The sequence below is a fragment of the Desulfovibrio ferrophilus genome, assembly GCF_003966735.1.
GTDB lineage: Bacteria > Desulfobacterota > Desulfovibrionia > Desulfovibrionales > Desulfovibrionaceae > Desulfovibrio_Q > Desulfovibrio_Q ferrophilus.
Genome location: NZ_AP017378.1, coordinates 2,948,108 through 2,969,423, shown reverse-complemented (window position 1 = coordinate 2,969,423; position 21,316 = coordinate 2,948,108). Strand labels below are relative to the sequence as shown.

Annotated in this window: 18 protein-coding genes; 9 read left to right on the top strand and 9 right to left on the bottom strand. The window is 58.5% G+C overall.

Annotated elements, in window-relative coordinates:
• Positions 1-10: 10 nt before the first annotated feature.
• Positions 11-802: a Mut7-C RNAse domain-containing protein gene (locus EL361_RS13625; protein ID WP_126380437.1), complete on the bottom strand. Its 792-nt coding sequence runs from the start codon at positions 800-802 to the stop codon at positions 11-13.
• 53 nt (positions 803-855) lie between these two features.
• On the opposite strand from EL361_RS13625, the gene EL361_RS13620 reads away from it, so the two are divergent.
• A complete protein-coding gene (locus tag EL361_RS13620) occupies positions 856-2,097 on the top strand; it encodes a M48 family metallopeptidase (RefSeq protein WP_126380435.1) in 1,242 nt (413 codons plus the stop codon).
• A 149-nt stretch (positions 2,098-2,246) separates the two neighbouring features.
• Positions 2,247-3,038: a hypothetical protein gene (locus EL361_RS13615; protein WP_126380433.1), complete on the top strand. Its 792-nt coding sequence runs from the start codon at positions 2,247-2,249 to the stop codon at positions 3,036-3,038.
• Between the two features lie 342 nt (positions 3,039-3,380).
• Here the strand turns inward: EL361_RS13615 and EL361_RS13610 are convergent, their stop codons facing one another.
• The 3 genes from EL361_RS13610 to EL361_RS13600 all read right to left on the bottom strand — a co-directional run bounded on the left by EL361_RS13610 (position 3,381) and on the right by EL361_RS13600 (position 8,203).
• A complete protein-coding gene (locus EL361_RS13610) occupies positions 3,381-6,518 on the bottom strand; it encodes a DEAD/DEAH box helicase (RefSeq protein ID WP_232034788.1) in 3,138 nt (1,045 codons plus the stop codon).
• Between the two features lie 315 nt (positions 6,519-6,833).
• Complete coding sequence (locus EL361_RS13605) at positions 6,834-7,247, bottom strand: OsmC family protein (RefSeq protein ID WP_126380431.1); 414 nt, start codon at positions 7,245-7,247, stop codon at positions 6,834-6,836.
• Between the two features lie 8 nt (positions 7,248-7,255).
• The gene (locus EL361_RS13600; RefSeq protein WP_126380429.1) at positions 7,256-8,203 is read right to left on the bottom strand and encodes a class I fructose-bisphosphate aldolase; all 948 of its coding nucleotides are present in this window, start codon (positions 8,201-8,203) and stop codon (positions 7,256-7,258) included.
• A 220-nt stretch (positions 8,204-8,423) separates the two neighbouring features.
• On the opposite strand from EL361_RS13600, the gene EL361_RS13595 reads away from it, so the two are divergent.
• The 3 genes from EL361_RS13595 (at position 8,424) to EL361_RS13585 (ending at position 10,784) form a co-directional block, all read left to right on the top strand.
• Positions 8,424-8,714 (top strand): YciI family protein, encoded by a 291-nt coding sequence (locus EL361_RS13595; RefSeq protein WP_126380427.1) that lies wholly within the window; start codon positions 8,424-8,426, stop codon positions 8,712-8,714.
• 26 nt (positions 8,715-8,740) lie between these two features.
• Positions 8,741-9,934: a THUMP domain-containing class I SAM-dependent RNA methyltransferase gene (locus EL361_RS13590; RefSeq protein WP_126380425.1), complete on the top strand. Its 1,194-nt coding sequence runs from the start codon at positions 8,741-8,743 to the stop codon at positions 9,932-9,934.
• Between the two features lie 61 nt (positions 9,935-9,995).
• Complete coding sequence (locus tag EL361_RS13585) at positions 9,996-10,784, top strand: transglutaminase-like domain-containing protein (protein WP_126380423.1); 789 nt, start codon at positions 9,996-9,998, stop codon at positions 10,782-10,784.
• A gap of 451 nt (positions 10,785-11,235) precedes the next feature.
• On the opposite strand, the gene EL361_RS13580 is transcribed toward EL361_RS13585, so the two are convergent.
• Genes EL361_RS13580 through EL361_RS13570 form a run of 3 tightly spaced genes read right to left on the bottom strand, consistent with a single transcriptional unit; the run spans position 11,236 to position 15,256 of the window.
• A complete protein-coding gene (locus EL361_RS13580) occupies positions 11,236-12,609 on the bottom strand; it encodes a sigma-54-dependent transcriptional regulator (protein WP_126380421.1) in 1,374 nt (457 codons plus the stop codon).
• A gap of 12 nt (positions 12,610-12,621) precedes the next feature.
• A complete protein-coding gene (locus tag EL361_RS13575; protein ID WP_232034787.1) occupies positions 12,622-14,058 on the bottom strand; it encodes an ATP-binding protein in 1,437 nt (478 codons plus the stop codon).
• Positions 14,059-14,083: 25 nt separating this feature from the next.
• Positions 14,084-15,256: a pyridoxal phosphate-dependent aminotransferase gene (locus EL361_RS13570; RefSeq protein ID WP_126380419.1), complete on the bottom strand. Its 1,173-nt coding sequence runs from the start codon at positions 15,254-15,256 to the stop codon at positions 14,084-14,086.
• Positions 15,257-15,428: 172 nt separating this feature from the next.
• Between EL361_RS13570 and sfsA the strand changes: the two genes are divergently transcribed.
• The gene (gene sfsA, locus EL361_RS13565) at positions 15,429-16,139 is read left to right on the top strand and encodes a DNA/RNA nuclease SfsA (RefSeq protein ID WP_126380417.1); all 711 of its coding nucleotides are present in this window, start codon (positions 15,429-15,431) and stop codon (positions 16,137-16,139) included.
• Positions 16,140-16,846: 707 nt separating this feature from the next.
• Here the strand turns inward: sfsA and EL361_RS13560 are convergent.
• The gene (locus EL361_RS13560) at positions 16,847-17,038 is read right to left on the bottom strand and encodes a YqaE/Pmp3 family membrane protein (protein WP_126380415.1); all 192 of its coding nucleotides are present in this window, start codon (positions 17,036-17,038) and stop codon (positions 16,847-16,849) included.
• Positions 17,039-17,187: 149 nt separating this feature from the next.
• The gene (locus tag EL361_RS13555) at positions 17,188-19,101 is read right to left on the bottom strand and encodes a LysM peptidoglycan-binding domain-containing protein (protein ID WP_172961760.1); all 1,914 of its coding nucleotides are present in this window, start codon (positions 19,099-19,101) and stop codon (positions 17,188-17,190) included.
• A gap of 182 nt (positions 19,102-19,283) precedes the next feature.
• Here EL361_RS13555 and EL361_RS13550 point away from each other — a divergent pair, with 182 nt between their 5' ends.
• The 3 genes from EL361_RS13550 to EL361_RS13540 all read left to right on the top strand — a co-directional run bounded on the left by EL361_RS13550 (position 19,284) and on the right by EL361_RS13540 (position 21,170).
• A complete protein-coding gene (locus EL361_RS13550) occupies positions 19,284-20,045 on the top strand; it encodes a TrmH family RNA methyltransferase (RefSeq protein ID WP_126380413.1) in 762 nt (253 codons plus the stop codon).
• A gap of 270 nt (positions 20,046-20,315) precedes the next feature.
• On the top strand, positions 20,316-20,894 hold the full coding sequence (locus EL361_RS13545) for a hypothetical protein (protein ID WP_126380411.1): 579 nt from the start codon (positions 20,316-20,318) through the stop codon (positions 20,892-20,894).
• A 48-nt stretch (positions 20,895-20,942) separates the two neighbouring features.
• A complete protein-coding gene (locus EL361_RS13540; RefSeq protein WP_126380410.1) occupies positions 20,943-21,170 on the top strand; it encodes a hypothetical protein in 228 nt (75 codons plus the stop codon).
• Positions 21,171-21,316 lie beyond the last annotated feature (146 nt).

The following is a 21,316-nucleotide window of genomic DNA, read 5'->3' as shown; positions in this document are numbered from 1 at the left end:
TCGCCAATACTCAATCCAGCCCTACGCTGTTGAGCCACTCACGCATGGCCTCGTGGTGCGATCCGGGCCAATAGATGCGCCCGCAGGACCGGCAACGGTGAAACTCGTGATAATGCTTCCTGGTCAGGGGTTCCAACAGGTGCAGAATTTCGGCCTTGGACACAGGCTCCAGCAGGTCGTTGCAACGCAGGCAGCGCACAAAGGGCGTGAATGGTCCCTTGAGGCCAAAGTGGGTCAGGACTTCCAGCAATTGCTCCGTGGGCTCCTGGGCACGGACCAGCCGCCCGTGGCTGACCGCGGAGCGCTTGAGCAGGGCCTTGTCCCGCGTGAGCACGATGCGTCCTTGCTCACTGGCCAGTTCGACCAATTCGTCGTCGTCCCAATCCTGTTCATACGCGGTGTCCAGCCCCAGCAGCCGAAGCAGGGTAGCCAGCTTGCCCACACAGGCGTCCACCGCAAAGCTCACATCCGCCAGAGGCTTAGGGCGCAGTGGGTGGGCAAGGGTGACATCCGTGGGCGCATTCACGGGGTACACCCCCACGGTCAGTCCCGGCAGTAAAGGCTCGTCAAAGCCCATCGCCAAGCCATCCACAGTGATGCAGCCCACCTCGGTGTGCGGGATGCCCAGTGCCTCGATGGCATCCTTGAGTGAAGCGCTACGCGTCACGGGGTAGATCACGAATCCGCTACGCCGAACCTCGCGCACGCCATCACGCCCGGGGCTCGGTGCATAGGCTCCGGGGTTGATGAGTGGCTTCAACTCGCCGTGGAATCGAAAGATGACCGGTGCGTCGCTTTCCATGGCCCTTCACAAAGGTCTTTTCAAATGATGCCGAATTCGGGAGACTGCCCTCCATGAATATCTACCTGATCATCATTCTGGGGTCCATGCTGGCCGGATTTGTGCTGACAACAACCGTGAGCCAGCTCAACCTGCACGCTCTGGACCCGGCGCTGCCCGAGCAATTCAAGGATGTCTTCGAGGCCGACGAATACGCCCGCTCCCAGGCCTACACCCGTGCCGGAGCGCGGCTGGACCTGGTGGAAGAGGTGCTGGGCATCATCATCGTACCGGCCTTCATTCTGCTGGGCGGCTTCAATGTCGTGGACATGCTGGCCCGCTCCTTCGGACTGGACAGCATCGGCACAGGGCTGATTTTCTTCGGGCTGCTGTTCCTGATCAATGATCTGGCGGCCCTGCCCCTGTCCCTGTATCGGACCTTCGTGCTGGAGGAACGCTTCGGCTTCAACCGCACAAACGCGCGGACCTTCGCCCTGGACAAGCTCAAGGCCTGGGTGCTGACCGTGGCCATCGGCGGGCCGCTGGCTGGCATGGTGCTGTGGTTCTTCGAGGCCACGGGGCCTCTGGCCTGGCTCTGGGCCTGGATAGGCGTGACGACCATCATGATCGGCCTGCAATACATCGCGCCCGTGGTGATCCTGCCGTTATTCAACAAGTTCACGCCCCTGCCCGATGGCGAACTCAGAAATGCCATCGAGGCCCTTGCCACCAAAACGGGCTTCACCCTGTCCGGGCTGTTCATGATGGACGGCTCCAAGCGCTCGGCCAAGTCCAATGCCTTTTTCACGGGCTTCGGCAAGAAGAAACGCATCGCCCTGTTCGACACCCTTATCGAACAGATGAGCACGGAGCAGATAGTGGGCGTGGTGGCACACGAGGTGGGGCATAACAAGCGTGGGCATATTCTGCGCATGACGGCCATGGGCATTGCCAAGACCGGGCTGGTGCTGTTTCTGATGTCACTGTTTCTGGACAACGGAGAGTTGTTCGCGGCCTTTGGTATGGAGCAGGTCTCCATCCATGCTGGGCTGATTTTCTTCATGCTGCTCTACACGCCCGTCGCGCTGGTGCTGGGCATTGCGGCCCAGATGCTGTCGCGCAGGCATGAGTTCGAGGCCGACGCCTTTGCCGCCGAGGCAACAGGCGATCCCGAACCGCTGATCAGTGCACTCAAAACCCTCTCCGTGGCCAACCTCTCCAACCTGACCCCACACCCGGCCTATGTGTTCGTGCATTATTCGCACCCGCCGGTGCTGGCACGGATCAAGGCCCTGCATGGGCTGAAAGGCAATTAGCAACAGGTCGGAAAGCAGCTTCAACAAAGGCTCAACCCCCGAGCCTGCTCACGGAACCAGAACGTCTTGACCGATCATTGATCCGACATGGCCTTTCTGGTAGGCCATTCTCTATTCAAAAACAATTCATGGAAGAGGGGGATAAGTCCATGTCGCATCGTTTTCTGGCACCGTTGTGTGCCTTGCTTGTTGCTGCCTGCCTGCTTGCGGGCTGTGATTCGGCTCCGGAACAGGTGCAGCAAACCGAAGCCCCGGTGGTGGCGACCACTCCCCAACCCAAGCCGGAACCTCAGCCCGAAAAGCGCAAGCCCCTCATCGATCGCAGCAAGAAAACATCGGCGGCACCTCAAAAACCAAAAAAAGTATCTGCAATGGTGCTCAAGCTGGCGATTCTTCAAGATATTCTCACGGACTACCGCAAGAACCACACCTATATGGGCAACGATCTCTACATGTGCGCGGACATGGCCATGGATGTCTGGAATATCGTGCGCACCAAAGGCTTCAACGCCAAACTTGCTGGTGGCAATCCCGATCGTGACATCATGGCGAGCACCACCAGCTACCTTGAGGGCATGAGCCATGCCTGGGTCATGGCGCAAGTCAGCCCCAAGGACTGGATCGCCATGGAGTGTACCGGGGGATTCCTTGTCCCGAAAAAGGAGAAGCCGCTCTATTATTCCAGTGCCATTTTCTTTTCCAATCCCGCTGAATTGAAAACGTTCATGGCCAATACCGAAAACGCCAGAAACTCCTGCCAGGAATACAATGAACTGGCCACCGGCTGGAACAAACTCGTCGCCGGGAAGCGCTACAAGCCCGGCTCTGCCCAAGGGCAGCAGTACAGCTACATTGAAGGCAACATGAACGCCAAGAAGCGGGACTGCGAATACTACACGCAGCAGTTGCAGCTTGCGATTCTGACCAAGCGGAAGCTGTAAGTCTTCCTTGCCGTTTGCGCGGAGTCACGGCGGAAGCATTGAATCCAGGTGTCCGCCTTCAGCCGGACCAGAGGAGGTGTGGGTGGACGGTCGAAAACTCCCTCTCCCCCGCAATGGGTTCCAAAACCGGACTGACCCGGCGCGAAGAAAGTTCAAGGCCGAGGAAGAGCCTAACCTATCCGAGGGCTTGAGCGACAGTTCTATTTCCTTCTTACCGCAGACTGTTCAGAAACCTCGCTGACTAGGCACAAAAAAAATCTCAAGCCCTCAGCATCGTTAGCTATGTAAGAGTTTAAGATTTTTGCTGTAACAACGTCAGCGGGGAGTTATGGGTGGTCTCCATTACCAACTGACAGGTAGCCTGACCACGTTCTTCGCCTTATTGGTAAACAGCAGATACCCATTCTCCCGCCCATACAGATACAGATCGCGGGTCACGGCCACATCCTGCTTGCAGTATTTCACGATGTCGTCGATGCGGCCTTGTTTCCACCATTCCAGAGCCTGCAAACCATCGGCTGATTTCTTGGCCCCAAGGGTCGTCTGCGCCAGATGATCCAGGGACAGACGGTAGCCCAGTCGCTCGTGCACGCGCTGCAACAGGTCCAGTGTGGGCAGGGTCTTGAAGTCGAAACGTGAATACCCTTTGAGCACCGTGTAATCGAAACGCTTGATATTGAAGCCGATCACCAACGGCAGGGCCTGCAAATCCTCAATGAGTTCAGGCACCTCTTCTTCCAGATAGGCTCGAGTCTCACCCGTGGCCGAATCGAACAGGCAGGCGCAGGACACCCCCATCTTATAGGCCTTGTGCCAGCCGCCCACCTCGGCGGCGGAACGCTGCGTCTCCAGGTCAAAGACCCCGTAGCGACCATTTTCAGTGGCATTCATGACGGCCTCCTGTTCCGAATCCAACTGTTTCACGTCCGAAGGTGACTGTGCCCTCTGCCCATGCGAAGTGCCTGGATTAGATTTCCGACCGGTCTGCTCCTGGACTTCAATACGTATCGTATGTTTTTTCGTATTACTTTGATTTAGATCCTTATCTGACATGGCTTTCCGGGATGCTTCACTCGCCTCACCCACTGTATTCTTGCCCTGTTTCGCAGCAGATGCAGGCTCAGCATTCACGACTTCAGGGGGCACAAAGGCCTCCATCAGGGCTTGGGCATCAATGTCCGGTCCAGCCTCACTCTGGATGGCTTCCAGCAGAAAACGCGACGCGGCCTTGTCGATGGGCCGATTGCCCGAGCCACATTTGGGCGAATGCACGCACGACGGGCAGCCCACCTCGCAGGGGCAGCCGGCGATGACGCCCAGGGTCCGCTCCAACAGTTCCTCGGCCTGGTCAAAGGCCTGGAATGACAGGCCAACGCCACCGGGTGTGCCATCGTAGACAAAGACCGCCGCCGCCCCCACCTGGGGGTGAAACGGGGTCGAAATACCGCCCAGATCGTTGCGATCGGTCATGACAAGCAGCGGCAGGATGCCTATGGCCGCGTGCTCCAGGGCATGGATGCCACCCATGAAATGCATGTATTCGTCCTCGGCGCGGCGCTGCACCCCACGCGGAATCTCCATCCACAGGCCCTCGGTCTCGAAGGTCAGGGGTGGCAGGTCCAGCGGCACCAGCGTCAGCAGCCTGCCACCGCGTGTACGGCGCTTGTCATAGCCCGTGACGTGCTCGGTGACCTTGAGCCGGCCCTTGAACACACGCATGCCCCAGGCCGAGCGCACACCGTCAATGGACAGAATCTCCGTGGTCTTTTCCGTGCGCACCCGCGTGTAGTAGTCCACCTTGGCCGGGACCACACGCACCGTGCGCCCGCCAATGTCCAGATCATCCACCACATAGGTCTTGCCCCGGTGCAGGTACACGGCCCCGGGATGCGTCTCCTTGTAGGCCCGCTGCTCGTCGATCTGGCCCACGCTGACTTCCTTGGCCGGGTCGGCACCCCCGTTGTCCTGCCCGATGCGGGTCGTAATCTGGAACTGTCCGCCCGAACCGCGCAGATCCACCTCGTAATGGGGACGCTTGCGGTGGGAGTGAATGGTGTCGCCATCCGCGGAGAACAGCAACTTGCCCCGCAACTCCAGGTCGCGCACGATGGGCACTATCCCGTCCTCGGCAAGCCACGGCTCATCTGGCCTCATAGCCAGTTCAGCCGCTGCGCAGACAAGGTGTTTCTCAACGATCTTGGGGTTGTACGGATTGAGCACCGCCTGCTCGGGGGGGCGGGCAAAAAAGTCCTGCGGATTGCGCATGAAATACTGGTCCAGCTGATCTTCGCCCGCGATGAGCGCCACAGCGGATTCCTGCTGCGCCCGACCCACGCGTCCGCCACGTTGCAGGGTCTGCATGATGGTGCCGGGGTAGCCCACCAGAATACACAAATCCAGGCTGCCGATGTCGATGCCCAATTCCAGCGCGCTGGTGGAGATCACTGCCAGCAGATCGCCGCTGGCCATGCGTTCCTCGATGTCGCGGCGTTCCTCGGGCAGGAATCCGGCGCGATAGGCGCTGATCTTGCCCTTGTACTTGCCCGCCCGCTCCGAGGCCCACATGGCGATGAGCTCCGTCATCTTGCGCGAGCCCGTGTAAACAATGGTTCGCATCCCACGCGACAACGCGGCCTTGAGCATCAGAATCGCCACCTGCGACGGACTGTCAGCCATGGTCTGGGCCGGATTCAGGAACAAAAAATGGCGTGCCCCCTGAGGAGCACCACTCTCGGTGACGCCTTCGACCTCGACCCCAGTCAATTGGGCCGCCAGCTCGCGGGGGTTGCCCACTGTGGCCGATAAAAACGCAAAGGCCGGGTCCGCGCCGTAACGGCGACAGACACGTTTCAGCCTGCGAAAGACCTGGGCCATGTGCGAGCCAAGCACCCCGCGATAGGTGTGCACCTCGTCCACCACGATGTGCGTCAGTCCCGCAAAGAACGCCGCCCAGTTCTCATGATAGGGCATGAGCGCCAGGTGCAGCATCTCCGGGTTGGTCAAGAGCACATTGGGTGGGGTCTCTCGGATCTTCTTGCGGAACCATGCCGTTGTATCGCCGTCGTAGATGGCCGCCGTGGGCCGAGTGTCCTTGGGCCAGGCTGCCACCAGCTCCTCGAAGCCCTTCAACTGGTCCTGGGCCAGGGCCTTCAAGGGAAACAGATACAGGGCGCGGCTGTCCGGGTTTGCCAGGACCTGCTCGATGACGGGCAGATTGTAGATCAGAGTCTTGCCACTGGCCGTGGGTGTGGCCGCCACCACGCTACGCCCGCTTCTGAGCACGTCCATGGACCGGGCCTGATGCGAATACAACTGCTCGATGCCGCGCTCGTGCAGCACGCGCTCCACGGTCACGGGCCAAGCGCGGCGGCACTGGCCGTACTCGGCCTCGCGCGCAGGCATAATCTCGTGGTGCGCCACCAGATGCCCCATGCGTTCCGACGCCTTGAGCGCCTCGATGTATTCGCGGATGTCGGCCATGAAACCTTTCGGGAGGGAAGGGAAAAGGGTGAGTTTTGAATATTGCCGGGGAAGGGGCCTTTTTGAGGAAAAGGCCCCTTCCCCGGACCCCATCCCCAAAACCTTTCTCTATTTCAATCAATACTACTCAAACCGTTATCTGGTGAGGGCTGATAGCCGATTCGAGGTAGCTTTTCATATCATCTTCTTCCTGCCACCCTGGCGCAAGCTGCAACGAGGATCATGCCACTAAAAGCTTAAGCGAATCTCCTCTTCACGGGGCGCTCAAAAACTTTGCTTGCAAGACCGCAAGCGAAGGAATTTCAGCGCCCCACCTTAACGCTCTGCAATAACAGTCTCGAACTCCGGCGCATCGATGATGTTCTTCTTGACCGCACACAAATTCATCGCCTTCAAAATCGCGCCCTTGTACTTCTCGGGGAACCCCTCGGGCAGGGTCAGTTCCAGGGTCATCTTGTCCATGTGAAAGGGCTTGTCCGTGAACTCGCACACCGCGCGCAGCTTCATGCCCTCGATGGGAATCTCGCGGTTCTCGCAGAAGCGCACGGCATAGACAGCCGAACAGGTTGCCACCGAGGCCATGAGCAGACCAAAGGGCGTGGGGCCGCTATCCTGCCCACCTTCGTCCCTGGACTGGTCGGTGCGGATGACATGGTCGCCAATCTTGGCTTCGATGGCCACGCCACCTGCAAAGCTCACATCAAAGGTCTTTGTGCTTGTGCCGGACATGGTACTCCCTACTTCTTCTTGGCCTTGGGGCTGGACTTGGCCGATTTGGTGGCTGTCCTGCGCTTGGCGGACTTGACCGTGCTTTTGCGCGGTGCGGTTTTGGCTGTCGCTTTCTTGGGCTTGGGCGGGGCTTCGGACTCTGCCTTGGAAGGTGCCGCATCCTTGGCCGGACTGGTGATCTGCACCTCCACGCCTTCGGTGGAGCCGTGCACCAGCTGGCAGACCTCCGCCAGGGCCTTAAGCGGGTCCTTGTGCTGGAAGATGGGGCGGCCCATGGTCACGCCCGAGGCTCCGGCCTCCATGGCCTCGGCAATCATCTTTTTGGCGGCCTTCCAATTGGGCTGGGCAGGGCCTCCGGTAATGAACACAGGCACAGGGCAGGTGGCCACGCCCATGGCAAAGCTTTGCTTGTCCCCGGAATAGGGCACACAGACCACATCCGCGCCCAACTCGCCGCCCAGACGGATGCAATGCGTGATCAAGCTGGGGTCCAGCTCGTTCACGATCTGCCCGCCGCGTGCATAGATCACGGCCATGACCGGGATGCCCATGGCATGGGCCTCGTCGGTGACCATGCCGAAGTCCTGCAACATGCGGTCTTCCAGGTCGTTGCCGATGTTCACGTGCATGGACACCGCATCCGCCCCCAGGCGCAGGGCCTCGTTCACGGAGCAGACAAGGCTCTGATTATAGGTGGGCAAACCATGCTTGGTGCCAGCGGACAGATGCACGAACACATTCTTGTCCAGGCTCAGGCTGCCCACGGAAGCCCGCGCCAGTCCCTTGTTCAGCACCACACCCTGCACGGGCAGATGCTTCATGCCCTCGATGAGTAGTGGAATCTCGGTCAGTCCGGGAATCATGCCTTCGCTCACGCCGTGGTCCAACGCCAGAATGACGGATTTTGCGCTCTGCGGATGAAACAGGCGACCCAGTCGCCGCATGGTACCGATCATGGTTGTTCCTTTGAGTTTGATAATGGTCCGAATGGGACGATGAACCTCTTCCTTGGCCTATCCTTGGACAGGGCAGCAGGGACGTACCGAGGTCCTTGACTCAGTTCAACCGAAAAGCCCGCACAGGTCAACCGGAGACACTCCCATCGGGTTGCCTCGGCCGGGGAGATGCCCTAGTGTCCCTGCTTTCCAAGAATCATCGCAACCAAGAGAAGCCGCCATGTTCATCGTACTCCTGAACTACAAGGTTCCGCTGGAAACCATCGATCAACATCTACCAGCGCACATTGAATATCTGAAGCAGCAATACGAACTGGGTACGTTCATGGCCTCGGGCCGCCGCGTACCGCGCACCGGCGGAGTCATCCTGGCCCAGGCCGAAAGTAAAGAAGCCCTGCTGGAACAGTTGGCACTGGACCCGTTTTCCAGGCATGATCTGGCAGAGTATGACATCATCGAATTCATCCCCGGCATGACCTGCCCTGAACTGACGTTTCTAGCCACCAGCTAGAGCAGCCAAAAAGAGGCTAAAAGACCATGGATATCCATAATAAAGGCAAGATTTTCGTCACCTGCGCCCGAGGGCTGCAACCCTTTCTGGCCGATGAAATGCGCGCCCTTGGCGTCAAACCCGAGGCCGAGCAACCGGGTGGTCTGCTGGCCAACGGGACCCTTGCCGACTGCATGCGCCTGAATCTCTGGCTGCGCACCGCGCACCGCGTGTTGTTCCAGCTGCACCGCTTCCAGGCCACCAATCCCGACGAGCTGTTCAACCAACTGCTGCCCCTGCACTGGGAAGACATCATCGCCGAGGACGGCTATCTGTCCGTGGAATCCAGCGTGGACAACAAATCCGTGCGTGACTCGCGCTTTGCCAACGTTCGCGTCAAGGACGCGGTGGTGGACCGCATCGCAGAGGTCAAGGGCCGCCGCCCGGACTCCGGGCCGGACAAGACCGGGGTTGTGCTGTTCCTGCATTGGAAACACCGCGACGCGACCCTGTACCTGGACACCTCGGGCACGCCCCTGTCCATGCGCGGCTATCGTTTGCAGCCGCACAAGGCCCCCATGCGCGAGACCTTGGCCGCCGCCTGCCTGCTGGCTGCAAACTACAACGGCAAGGGCATGCTCCTGAATCCCATGTGCGGCTCCGGGACCCTGGCCATCGAGGGCGCCCTGATCGCCACGGGCACGGCTCCGGGCCTGTTCCGATCGAACTTCGGCTTCCAGCACGTACTCGGGCACGATGAGGGAAGTTGGGAAGCCCTGCGCACCGAAGCCCGCAGCAAGATGCGCCCGACCACGGCCCAGCGCATCATCGCCACGGACAACGACCCCGCTGCCATCGCCGCAGCACGAGACAACGCTGCCGAGGCGGGCATGGCCGAATGCATCGAATTCGATATCTGCGACTTCCGTGAATCATCGGTACCGGAACCCGCCAAACGCGCCCTGAACCTCTTGATCTGCAACCCCGAGTACGGCAAGCGCATGGGCGACGAGGCCAAGCTTGAGGAAACCTACAAGGCGCTGGGCGACTTCCTGAAACAGCATTGCCAAGGCTACATGGGCGGTATCTTCACCGGCAACATGAAGCTGGCCAAGCGCATCGGCCTGCGCACCGCCAAACGCGTGCCGCTCATGAACGGCCCTATCGACTGCCGCCTGCTGCTGTTCGAACTGTATGCAGGGACGCGCAAACAGAAAGAACCGAATCCGGACAGTCAATAAACAGGGCTGTTTGCCTCACCACAAAACATGGGCTACAGTCCGCCCGCAAGGGGGGACTATCATGCTCAAATATCTACTCAATTATGTAATTATTTCACTGATTGCAGGGTGCCTTGCGTGCCCTGCACTTGGCGATGACGTGGTCATTGAAAAAGGTGACGGCCCAGTCAAAATTACAATTCGTAATACGAAACCCAAGCCCCCATCTTCCGCGCCCAAAGCAACAGGAAGCCCCCAGCAAAGCACGGGCACGGCCAATGCTGCACCTCTGGATCAACAGACCACCATCAAGATCATCGAAGAAGTGCTGGCCAAGTACTCCGCCAACAACAAGTATTCGGAACTGACGGAAACCCAGTGCAAGCAGATGAGCGAGGCCATTTGGTATCGACTGCGGGTCAAGGGCATCGATGTGCGCCTTGCTGCGGGCAACGTCGGCCGAAGGATCACGGGCCTGGGCTTTGCCCTATACGCCTCCCTGGCCAATCACGCCTGGGTCATGGCCAAGACCCCGGAGAAGGGCTGGCTGGCTCTGGAATGCACCAACGGAAGCATTGTGGAGCGCAAGGAAAACGACCTCTATTATACCGGAGGGGTCTTTTTTGCCACGCCCGAGGCGGTCTACCGCTTCGATGGTCTTCGGCGGAACATCATTAATTCAGCCAAGCGATATGAAACCCTGGCAGCCAAATGGAACAAAACCTACGCGGACAGACGGATCAAGCCCGGAAGCGAACTGGCACAACGCGCAGACGCCGAAAAGAAAACCGTTCTCAAAATCCATGAACAGCTCAACAAACACGTCGCCAATCTCGAAAGCCTCTACAACAGTGCACAGGCGATCAAATAGCCGCCACAGCCATCCGAGGCGTCAGACCATCTCTCCCCGCTCGCCCTCTGTCAGTTCAGGACAGCCTCTTCCTTCGTGCTTGCGCCCCAGCCCATCGAGGCATCAGGACGTGAATCGGGCGGACCAAGGCCGCCCGAAATGAACGAACCAGCCCCGGCAACAAGTGCCGAAGCCCAAGAAATACAAACCCTGCTTAACCAACGGCCTGTATGGCCTGATAACCATTTCTTCACACTCCAGGGGAGAGGAGGAGCCCAGAGGATGTTTCGGGGGCTTGCCCCCCCACCTCCTTTGGTCCCGCTGAAGGCGACCCTATGGAATCAACGCCCAAGCCGTACATCCGCGAAGGCGGCCTCCTCCTCAAGCAAAAGAAAAACCGCCCACGCTTTCTGCGCAGGCGGCCCGAAACTTCAGCCAAACCCGTATTCCATCACGCCGACGGCGCTCGGGGCTACTGCCCCGTCAAATTGTACTTCTTCAGCTTATACTGCAACAGCGACTTGGATATTCCCAATGAGTCCGCAGCTTTGACCTTGACGAAATCGCTTTTTGCCAAGGCCCGGCGCACCAGCGCCGCCTCAATCTTCTCCAGGGTATCGGCCAGATTCAGTTTTGCAGGCATCATATCCACCGCGCTCTTGAACTGGGATTCCTCGTCACGCACCTCGGCGGGCAGATCATCCACACTCACGGTCTCGCCACCGGCCAACACCACGCAGCGCTCCACCACGTTCTGCAACTGGCGCACGTTGCCCGGCCACTCGTAGGTCGCCAGATAATCCAGAGCCTCAGCAGAAAAACCCGTGATGCGGCTATCGTTTTCCTTGGCGTACTTGTCCAGAAAATGTGTAGCCAGCATGGGGATGTCCTCGCGCCGTTCACGCAGCGGCGGCATCTGAACCTGAACCACGTTCAGACGATAGAACAGGTCCTCACGGAAAGTGCCGTTTTCCACGGCCTTGGTCAGATCCGCGTTGGTGGCAGCCACAATCCTGATATCGACCTCGATCTCCTTGGCTCCACCCACGCGCTCGAAACGTCGCTCCTGCAATACTCGCAACAGCTTGACCTGCAACTCGGCCGACAACTCGCCGATCTCGTCCAGGAACAGGGTCCCGCCATTGGCCAGCTCGAATCGCCCGCGGCGGCTGGCCACGGCTCCGGTAAACGAGCCCTTTTCATGGCCGAACAGCTCGCTCTCCAGCACGCCGGGGTTGAGCGCCATGCAGTTCACGGAAACAAAGGGCTCATCCTTGCGCGGCGAGGCAAAATGAATGGCCCGGGCCACCAACTCCTTACCAGTGCCGGATTCACCTTGAATCAGCACAGTGCTTCGGCTGGGGGCGGCCTTGTCGACCATGGTCAGGACGCCACGCATGGCCTTGGAACGGCCAATGATGTTGTGCAGGCCGTAGCGCTCTTCCAGGTTCTCGCGCAGCAACCTGTTCTGCTGCTGCATCCTGGCCATCTTGGCGGCCTTGTCCAACGACAGGAGCAGCTCCTCGTTGGAAAAAGGCTTGGTAATGTAATCAAAGGCTCCCAGACGCATGGCCTCCACAGCAGATTCGATGCTGCCAAAGGCGGTCATGATCATCACCGGGATGTGCGGATAGTTCCGATGCACGTGTTCCAGCACTTCCTGGCCCGTTAAGCCCGGCATCTTCATGTCCGTGACCACGATATCCACCTCGGACTCTTCCAGATAGGCCAGCCCCAACTCGGGATCGTGCAACGCCGTGACGTTGTATCCCGCATCGGAAAGCAGCGCATCCAGGATGAGCAGGTAGTTCTTTTCGTCGTCCAGCACGAGGACATTGCTCGACATTTCTAGTGCTCCCTATCCTTTTTCAAAGCGGACGGTCACTTGTGCGCCGCCCTGGCTTGCATTGGCAAAATCGATCTCGGCCCCATGGCTATCCAGAATATTGACCACAATGGCCAGGCCCAGCCCGGTGCCGCTGTCCTTGGTGGTAAAGAACGGGTCGGCCAGCTTTTCCATGACCTCGGGGGCAAAGCCCGTGCCCTGGTCCGTGAACTTCAGGCAGACCTCGCGCCGGGTGACCTCACCTTCGATGCGCAATTCGCCGCCGTCTTTCATGGCCTGCATGGCATTGACCACAATGTTGTACACCGCCCGGTACAACAAATCCTTGTCGCCCTTGACCATCATGTTCGCCGGATACTCGCACACAAAGTCCACACGGGCTTCCTGGGCTTTCTGATCCAGGAAAACCCGAGCCTGCTCCAGAACCTGCGACAAGTCCACCGGGTCCCGGCGAGGGGTTTTGGGCCGGGCATAGTCCAGAAAATCGTTCACGGTCTGGGACAGACGTTTGATCTCATCGAACATAACCTGAATGATCTGAACCCGTGAGGCGTTCTCAACCTTGGCCTTCTTGAGCAGCAGTTCGGCGCTGGACTGGATGATGCCCAGCGGATTCCTGATCTCATGGGCGATGCCCGCCACCACGCGGCCCATGCTGGCTAGCTTCTCGGATTGGAGCAGCTCGCGCTCCAGCCCCTGCACTTTGGTCACGCGCTGGGCATTGATGGCGTCGGCCCGGCGGATGAAGAGCACCAGCATGAAAAACAGCACAAGTGCGGTGCCCGAAGAGATGGCAGTGATGACCCACTGGAAGTTTACTGCGGCCTTGAAGTCTCCGGTGATGTCCTGAGTGAACTCCAGAATGCCCATGATCTGCACGCCCGGACCGCCCTGGAACAGGCTGCGCTCCGTCTTCAGGGGATAGGTCATGCGCATGATCACGCTTTCGGGTTCCATGTCCAGGCGGAACATGGACCAAAAGGGCGAGACCTTGGAAATGATCTCGAAGCTGTGCTGTTCGGTCTTCAGGGCGTTGGTCACGGCGCTGCCGGCCAGATCCTCGCGCCCCACCAATTCCTCGTTGGTGGAATAGGACACCACCTTGTTGATGTCATAGACCCGAAGCTCCAGCACGTGCTGCCCATGGATGGTATCAGTGACCACCGTATCCATCTGGCGGTACTGTTCTTCGTTCTTCAGACCGATGTAGCCATAGCGCAGCACCGTGGGCACCGTGAACCGCTGGAAGATCTGGTGATTCAGGTTCTCGGCCAGGAGCTGGGCAAACTCGCGCTGCTTGGCCAGCAGCGATTCGCGGGCCGTGTTGGCGATCAGTACCGACATCATCAGGGTCGTGCCCAGAATCAGCACCAGCGAACTCCATGAAAGGAACTTCACCAGCTGGAATGGCCGGGCCGGATCGGAGAATGGCGATACTGTTTTCTTCAACACATGCCTCGCTTGGGTCGTCCGCCTAGGGCAGGATGACCTCGCCCACCTTGTTCAGGGCTGTGATCAGGGTTTCGTCGTCCAGGGCGTAGGAGAACCGCACGCAGCGGTCGTCGCCAAAGGCCGCACCGGGCACCGAGGCTACACCTGCCTCTTCCAGAAGCACGGTACACATGGTCGTGGAGTCGGGCATCTTCTCATTGTACAGGGCGCTGACGTCCGGGAAGATGTAGAACGCACCGTCGGGCCGGGGGCAGACCACACCGGGCCAGGTCGCGACAATCTCCATGGCCTTATCGCGGCGACGCATAAAGGCTTCGTTCATGGTTGCCATGAAGTCCCGGGGGCCATTGAGAGCCGCCAGGGCTGCCTTCTGAGTGATGGAGTTGACGTTGGAGGTGCTCTGGCCCTGTATCTTGCTCATGGCCTTGATCAGGTCTGGATGCGCCAGCACAAAACCCAGTCGCCAACCAGTCATGGCAAAGCTCTTGGACAGGCCGTTAACCACCGCCACATGCTCGGGATGCTTTTCCCACAGCGGAGCCAGAGAGACCGGTTCGGCCGGGGCGTAGATCAGGCGGTCGTAGATCTCATCGGAAATCACAAACACGTCATGGTCCACGGCCCACTGGGCCAGGGCATAGAGCTCGGCCTCGGTGTATTGCACACCCGTGGGGTTGGACGGCGAGTTGAGTAGCAGCATCTTCACATCGGCCGTGTAGGCCGCGTCCAGGTCCTCGGGCGTGATCTTGAAGCCCTTGTCCGCGCCGGCAGGCACGATGACAGGCTCGGCGTCGGCCAGTTTGACCATGGCCGGATAGCTGACCCAATACGGACCGGGAATGAGCACCTTGTCGCCGGGATTGAGAAGCGCCTGCATGATATTATACAGGGCCTGCTTGCCGCCGTTGGTGACCATGGTCGCTTCAAGGGTGGCTTTCGTTCCGTAATACGAATTGAAATATTCAGCCACGGCAGTGCGCAGCTCGGGGATGCCAGGAACCTGCGTATAGCGCGTGAAACCCTCGTCCAGCGCTGCTTTGGCCGCATCACAGATATGCTGAGGTGTACCGAAGTCCGGCTCGCCCACGGACAGGCTGATGATCTCGCGCCCCTGAGCACGCAGGTCCATGGCCTTGGCACTGATGGTCAAGGTCGCCGACGGTTTGATCCTGGAAAGTTTGTTGGAAATCCTCATGTCCCCACCTGATAGCATAAAAATTTCTGTCGATACTCGATCCGAAACCTTGGAAACCCCACGTTCCAATTCGTTCGTTCTTAGGGTAAATTCCCACGAAGGTAAATGGTTGCAGGCCTCGCGTCCAACCTGCCTGTTTCCGCCCCTCACACCAAAACAGGTTCTGACCAATATGACCGATATTCTGCTGCCCTTTCCGGACGGCTGCGTCACAGGCCGCTTCATCCGCCGTGTCAAACGTTTTAGCGTGGAAACCGACGTGAATGGTGAGTCCGTATGGGCACATACAAACAATTCCGGCTCCATGCTGGGACTGCTTCGGCCCGGGTCCGGGGCCTTTCTGTCTCCGGCCCCCAATCCCAAACGCAAGCTGAAATGGACACTGGAAACACTGACTCTGGACGACGTGACCGTGGGCGTAAACACGCTGACTCCCAACCGGCTGCTGAAGGCAGCGCATCTGGCCGGGGCGCTGCCCGAGACACGCGGCTACACCGAGTTCAGGGCCGAGGCCAAGATCGGCGACTCAAGGCTGGACGCCCGTCTGGAAGGCCCCGAAGGCACGCTCTATGTGGAGGCCAAGAACGTGACGTTGGTGGAGGACGACATCGCCATTTTCCCCGATGCCGTCACTACACGCGGGCAAAAGCATTTGCGTGAACTCATCGAACTAGCTGGACAGGGAATCCGCGTGGCTTCGTTCTATCTCATTCAACGCGACGACTGCTCCTGCTTCGGCATGGCGGATATGGTGGACCCGGAATTTGCACGGCTGTTCTGGGAGGCCAAAGAGGCGGGCGTGGAGATCTGGCCGTATCTGGCCGAGGTGACGGAACAAGGCATTGGCCTGGTCAGAAAACTGCCTTTGGCAGAACGGCGATAATCTCGTACTGGCGGCGTTGCTGCGAACGAACTCAAGAACCTCGCATAGGCTTACTATGCGTCGGTCCTTGATTCATTCTTGCGCCTTCCCAATACGATTTCTCCCCGCTCTGCTCAGCTACCGCCCCACTTGTTTAAAAAAATTTCTACACCCTGCTCTCCCTTCCTCCTTCACCCCACCCTCAACGACCACATCATCGCCCCACTTCATCGGGCCATGAGCCACGGCGAAGGCGGACCTTGGCCGCCTGAAGCAAGTGACGAGGCCCGGCAACAAGACCTGCAGCGCCCTAGAGAAACCATTGCAAAACCATTGCCCTGTATGGCCTGATAACCTCTCTGCATAAACTGCTGGGGGGAGGGTGGAGTCCAGAGGAGGTTCCGGGGGGAAAGGTCGCGCCAGCGACCGCCACCCACACCTCCTCTGGTCACGCGAAGCAGGACACCTGAAATAAATATCACCGGACCTCATCCGCGCAGGCGGCCATCAAAATACCAAACGGAGTTCATTCGCGAAGCACACCCTCTCTGTTCCCGCTGAAAGCGGCCTTATGGATTCAGCACCTCCAGCGTACATCCGCATAGGCGGCCCCGACTTTCTCCACTGTTTCCTCTTTCGACAAATAAAAAACGGAGCGCATTCACTGCACTCCGCCCTTCAAAATCGTGTGGCAACACCACAATCGCGCCCCCATGGGCGCCCTTTAATTACATACCCCGCCTCATCTCATCAATCTTCTGATCAGTCCTGTACTGCGAGAGGGCGTAGACCGACCACAAGGCGGCAGGAAGCCAACCAATGAGCGTCAGCTGCAACAGCAGACAGATGATGCCCTGCAAGGGCTTACCAATGGTAAAAAACTGCAGCCAGGGCAGAAAGATCGCAAGAATCAGACGCATGGTTCCTCCTGATCGTCCGTGGGGTGATGCGCGCAAGCTAACAATTCCCCGACATCATTTCAATATTTTCACCCAGCCCCAAAGGCCGAAAAAAAGCAGGGCCGCTCGTGCAGCCCCGCCGTGTCTTTTCTTTCAGCCGCAGACTGTGCCTATTGGTACAGCTTCAGCTTGTCACCGGGGTAGATGCGCGACGAATCCATGCCGTTCCACTGGCGGATGCTCTGCTCCGAGACCCGAAAGCGTTTGGCAATGGCATACAAAGTATCACCGCGACGGACCTTGTAGGTGATCACCTGCTTGGCCTGCTCGGCCTGCTCGGCAGTGCGGAGCGTAGCCGTGGACGATTGATCCGGAATATAAAGACGCTGGCCGATCTTCAGCGAAGAGCGACTGGACAGGCCATTGGCCTTGGCCAGAGTGCCCACGGTGGTGCCGTAATGCTTGGCCACGGACCACAGTGAGTCGCCACTGTGAACAACATAGTTGGAGCGCGACTGAGCCAGTTGGCGAACGTTGGAGTCCGCAGTCACAGGCTGGGTGGCCTTGGCCACAGTCTGAATGGCCAGGGTCTTTCCACCGGGGATGGTCAAGGTCTGGCCCATGCGCAGGCGGGCCTTGCTGGACAGACCATTGGCCGCTGCCAGCTTGCTGACTGTGGTCTTGTGGGCCTTGGCGATGGACCACAGGGAATCTCCGCTGCCCACCACGTACTGGCCTTTGGTGTTGACCTTGCCCGCCAGCACATTCGTCGCATTCTTGGAGCGGGCTTTGCGCTGGCTCTTGATCTGCGCTGCGGTCAGCCTGGTCTCACCCTTACCGGGAATCTTCAAAGACTGACCAGGGCGCAGCAGATTGGAGCGCTTATTATTATAGCCCTTGAGCACTGCGATGGGCACACCGAAGCGACGGGAAATGCGGTACCAGGAGTCACCCTTGCGCACTTTATAAAAACTGTAATAGGCCTTGTATTCCTTGCGCTCGGCACTGGCCAGATACGCCTGGGCGGCCTCGGCCTTGTCCGTGGGCACATAGACAGTGCTCTTTTCATTGGGATGGCTACCCGGCTCGGCATAGGCCGGATTGAAATCCTTGAACTGCTGCCAGGAGAGACCGCTGACCTTGGCAACCTCGCGCAGATCCGTGCGCGGCGGCACATTGACCTGGGCCACGGTGTCGGGTGCGCTCCAGTCCAAGGGCTTGAAGCCCAGAGATTCCAGATTCTGCACGATCTTGATCACCGCCAGCAGCTTGGGCACGTACAGACGGGTTTCCTTGGGCAGGTAATACAGCCTGCGCCCCCGGCGCCAGCGGTTGGTCTTCATCTGGGACAGTTCGAAGAAATCCTCGCAACCGCTCTTCTTGATGGCGCGGCCCACTCGGCCTTCGCCAGCATTGTAGGCGGCCAGGGCCAGATACCAGTCCCCGAACTCCTCGTGCAGCACGGTCAGGTAATCCGCTGCGGCATGGGTGGCTTTATAGGGATCATAGCGCTCATCGACCCACCAACCCACTTCCAGACCAAATTTGCGACCCGTATAGGGCATGAACTGCCACATGCCCTTGGCCCCGGCGCGGGAGCCGGCACGCGGGTTATAACCGCTCTCCACAAAAGGCAAATAGACCAGATCATGCGGCAGCCCGCGCTCGGCAAACACCCGGCGCACGTAAGGCAGATACTTGGCCGAACGTTCCAGCCAACGCTCAAAGTTCTTGCGGCCTTTCTTGTGGTGAGTAAAATACTTGAAGAACGAGCGGACTTCCTTGGTATCGTGCTGGCCCAGATCAAAGCTGATCTCGGGCTCGGATTCCAAGGCCTCTTCTTCCTGTGGGGTCAGGGGTGTGCCGTCCTCGGCCAGGGCCAGGGCTTCGGCTGCTTCCTGCTCCACGGCGTCCAGTCCGGAAGCGTCTTCCGGGGCAATGGCAACTTCAGGGGCATCCGCAGGCTGTTCGGACAGGGCCTGGTTCTGCTTATCAACGGGCTTTTTCACGCAGCCTGCCGGGGCAAGCAGCATAAAGAGCACCAAAATCATCGGTGCCAGTCGTTTGAAACTCTCTGGATTCATGCTCGTTCCATGTGTATGTGTGTGGCGAACAGGGTGACAAAACACCCCATTGTCGCACTGTAACTCTAGGTTCTATCTAAAGAATATCTAGCTTCCGTCAAGAAAATCTTACTGTATCAACGGTTCCAGGGTGGGTTTTAGCCCTTGATCTGGAACCGAAAAAACAAGGATGTCAATATATTGTGACAAATCGCGATAAAAAAACAGACGATCAGGCCATTGTGCCCGGGCGCAAGCCCGTTTTGGAGTTGATCGATGCCTCTCCCGAGAAGATCGATACGGTTTTCCTGCAACAGGGTGCCCATGGCAAGGAAATCGCTGCCATTGTCGAGCGCTGCAAGGCCGGACACATCCGGTTCCGCAACATGCCGCGCCACGAGCTGGACAAAATCTATCCGGGCAACACCCAGGGCGTTGTGGCGCGTCTGGCTTCCCAGGGCTTCATGGACCTCGAAACCCTGCTGGACCAGACCGTGGACGCGCCCCTGCCTGTGCTGGTGGCGCTGGACCAAGTGCAGGACCCCGGCAATGTCGGGACCCTGGCGCGAACCCTGTATGCCCTTGGCGGGGCCGGGCTCATCGTTCCCAAAGACCGCACCGCCTACCTTGGCGGAGCCGCACAGAAAGCCAGTGCCGGGGCTCTGGCCAAGCTGCCGGTGTCCAAGGTCGTGAACCTGGCACGGGCTCTGGATCAATGCCTGGACCGGGGTTTTGACGTCGTCGCCACAACCCTTGGCCCCAAAGCAACCAACATGTATGAGGCCCGGTTGTCAACTCCGACCGTGTTGGTCCTGGGCAACGAGGAAAAGGGCGTACGCCCCAATGTCTTGAAGCGCGCCACGCAAGAACTGACCATCCCCCTGGCCAGACCCTTTGATTCATTGAATGTTGCCCAGGCCGGAGCCATCGTGCTTGCCGAATACGCCAGAAGGCAACGGGATTAAGACTCGAATCAGTTCTTCAGAAAAGATTATCAGGCCCCGCCAGTCATGGACTGCGGGGCTTTTTGTTTTGGATCTTTGATCGAGGCTGGCTCAACCCCAAAGGCTACCGAAATAGTCCCCTTATGAGAATTGGAACAGGCTGATGCTGTGCTGCTCCTACCTGCCCGTCATCACGACAAAGACACCCATAATCCGATAATAGATTTCGGTATTATTTGTGCAGTTTCATTCAGTCAGGCAATTAATTCCCACAAGAAAATGGGGGCAACCATGATCCAACCCATCCAGTCCGGATATGCACCGCAATCCATAGGCACAGACTATGCTGTCCAGAACAGGCAATCACCTCAGCAGGCTATACAGCATGGTGACTCGGTCAATCTTTCCGATTCTGCCCATCTCATTTCAAGCTTCTTTGCAGATCTGGGTGTTGAGTACACTCCCGGCGAAGGCGTTTCGTTGGACGCCCTTGAAGCTGGTCTCAACAAGTCGCAGGACAAGCTAAAATCCGACATTGGTGCCCTGTTTATTCAATACGGGATTTCCACGACTCCCCCCGTGGAACTGACCTCGGATGGTGAGGGTAAAATCCGCGTCAAGGGCGACCATCCCCAGAAGGATCAAATCGAGCAACTGTTTGCGAATAGACCGGAGCTGGCCAATGATTTCAGAAAGGTGAGTGGACTCTCCAGCCTTGTGGAGGCCGGGAAAGAATATCTGGAATTTGCCGAAGCCTATGCCAAAGACGCCTATGCGGCAGTGGCGCAATACAGCCACTTGTTCAATAATATGGAATCAGAGTCTTTCAGCATGATCTTTGGTGAGGATGAGGAGCAGGCTGAAGTATAATTTGTTCTCCTTTGGCAAGCTTCAGCGGGCTAGAGGACACTGAAGGACATGCCCCAAGATGATCCTCCATTATTCATCACGTTTATCGTTTATCAGGCCCCGTCAGTCATGGACTGCGGGGCTTTTTTGATTTGGAAAGGAGAGATGAATTATATTGGAGGAATTGCGGTCTTCTGCGCGAAATACACGGACGGTTTTTCTGTTGGCGACTTTGCGGGAGACCGCCTGCGCGGAACAAATATTGTGGAACTCCCCCAGGTGTCCTGCTTCGCCTGACCAGAGGAGATATGGGGGGGGTCGCTTCGCGACAGATGCCCCGATTAATTTAAATGGCACGATTGGATTGAGAAGCAAAATAACGAGCCTGCCTTTTGCCTTTCGGAGGGTGTTTTGGGATGGGCGAAGACAAGGCGCGAAAGGGC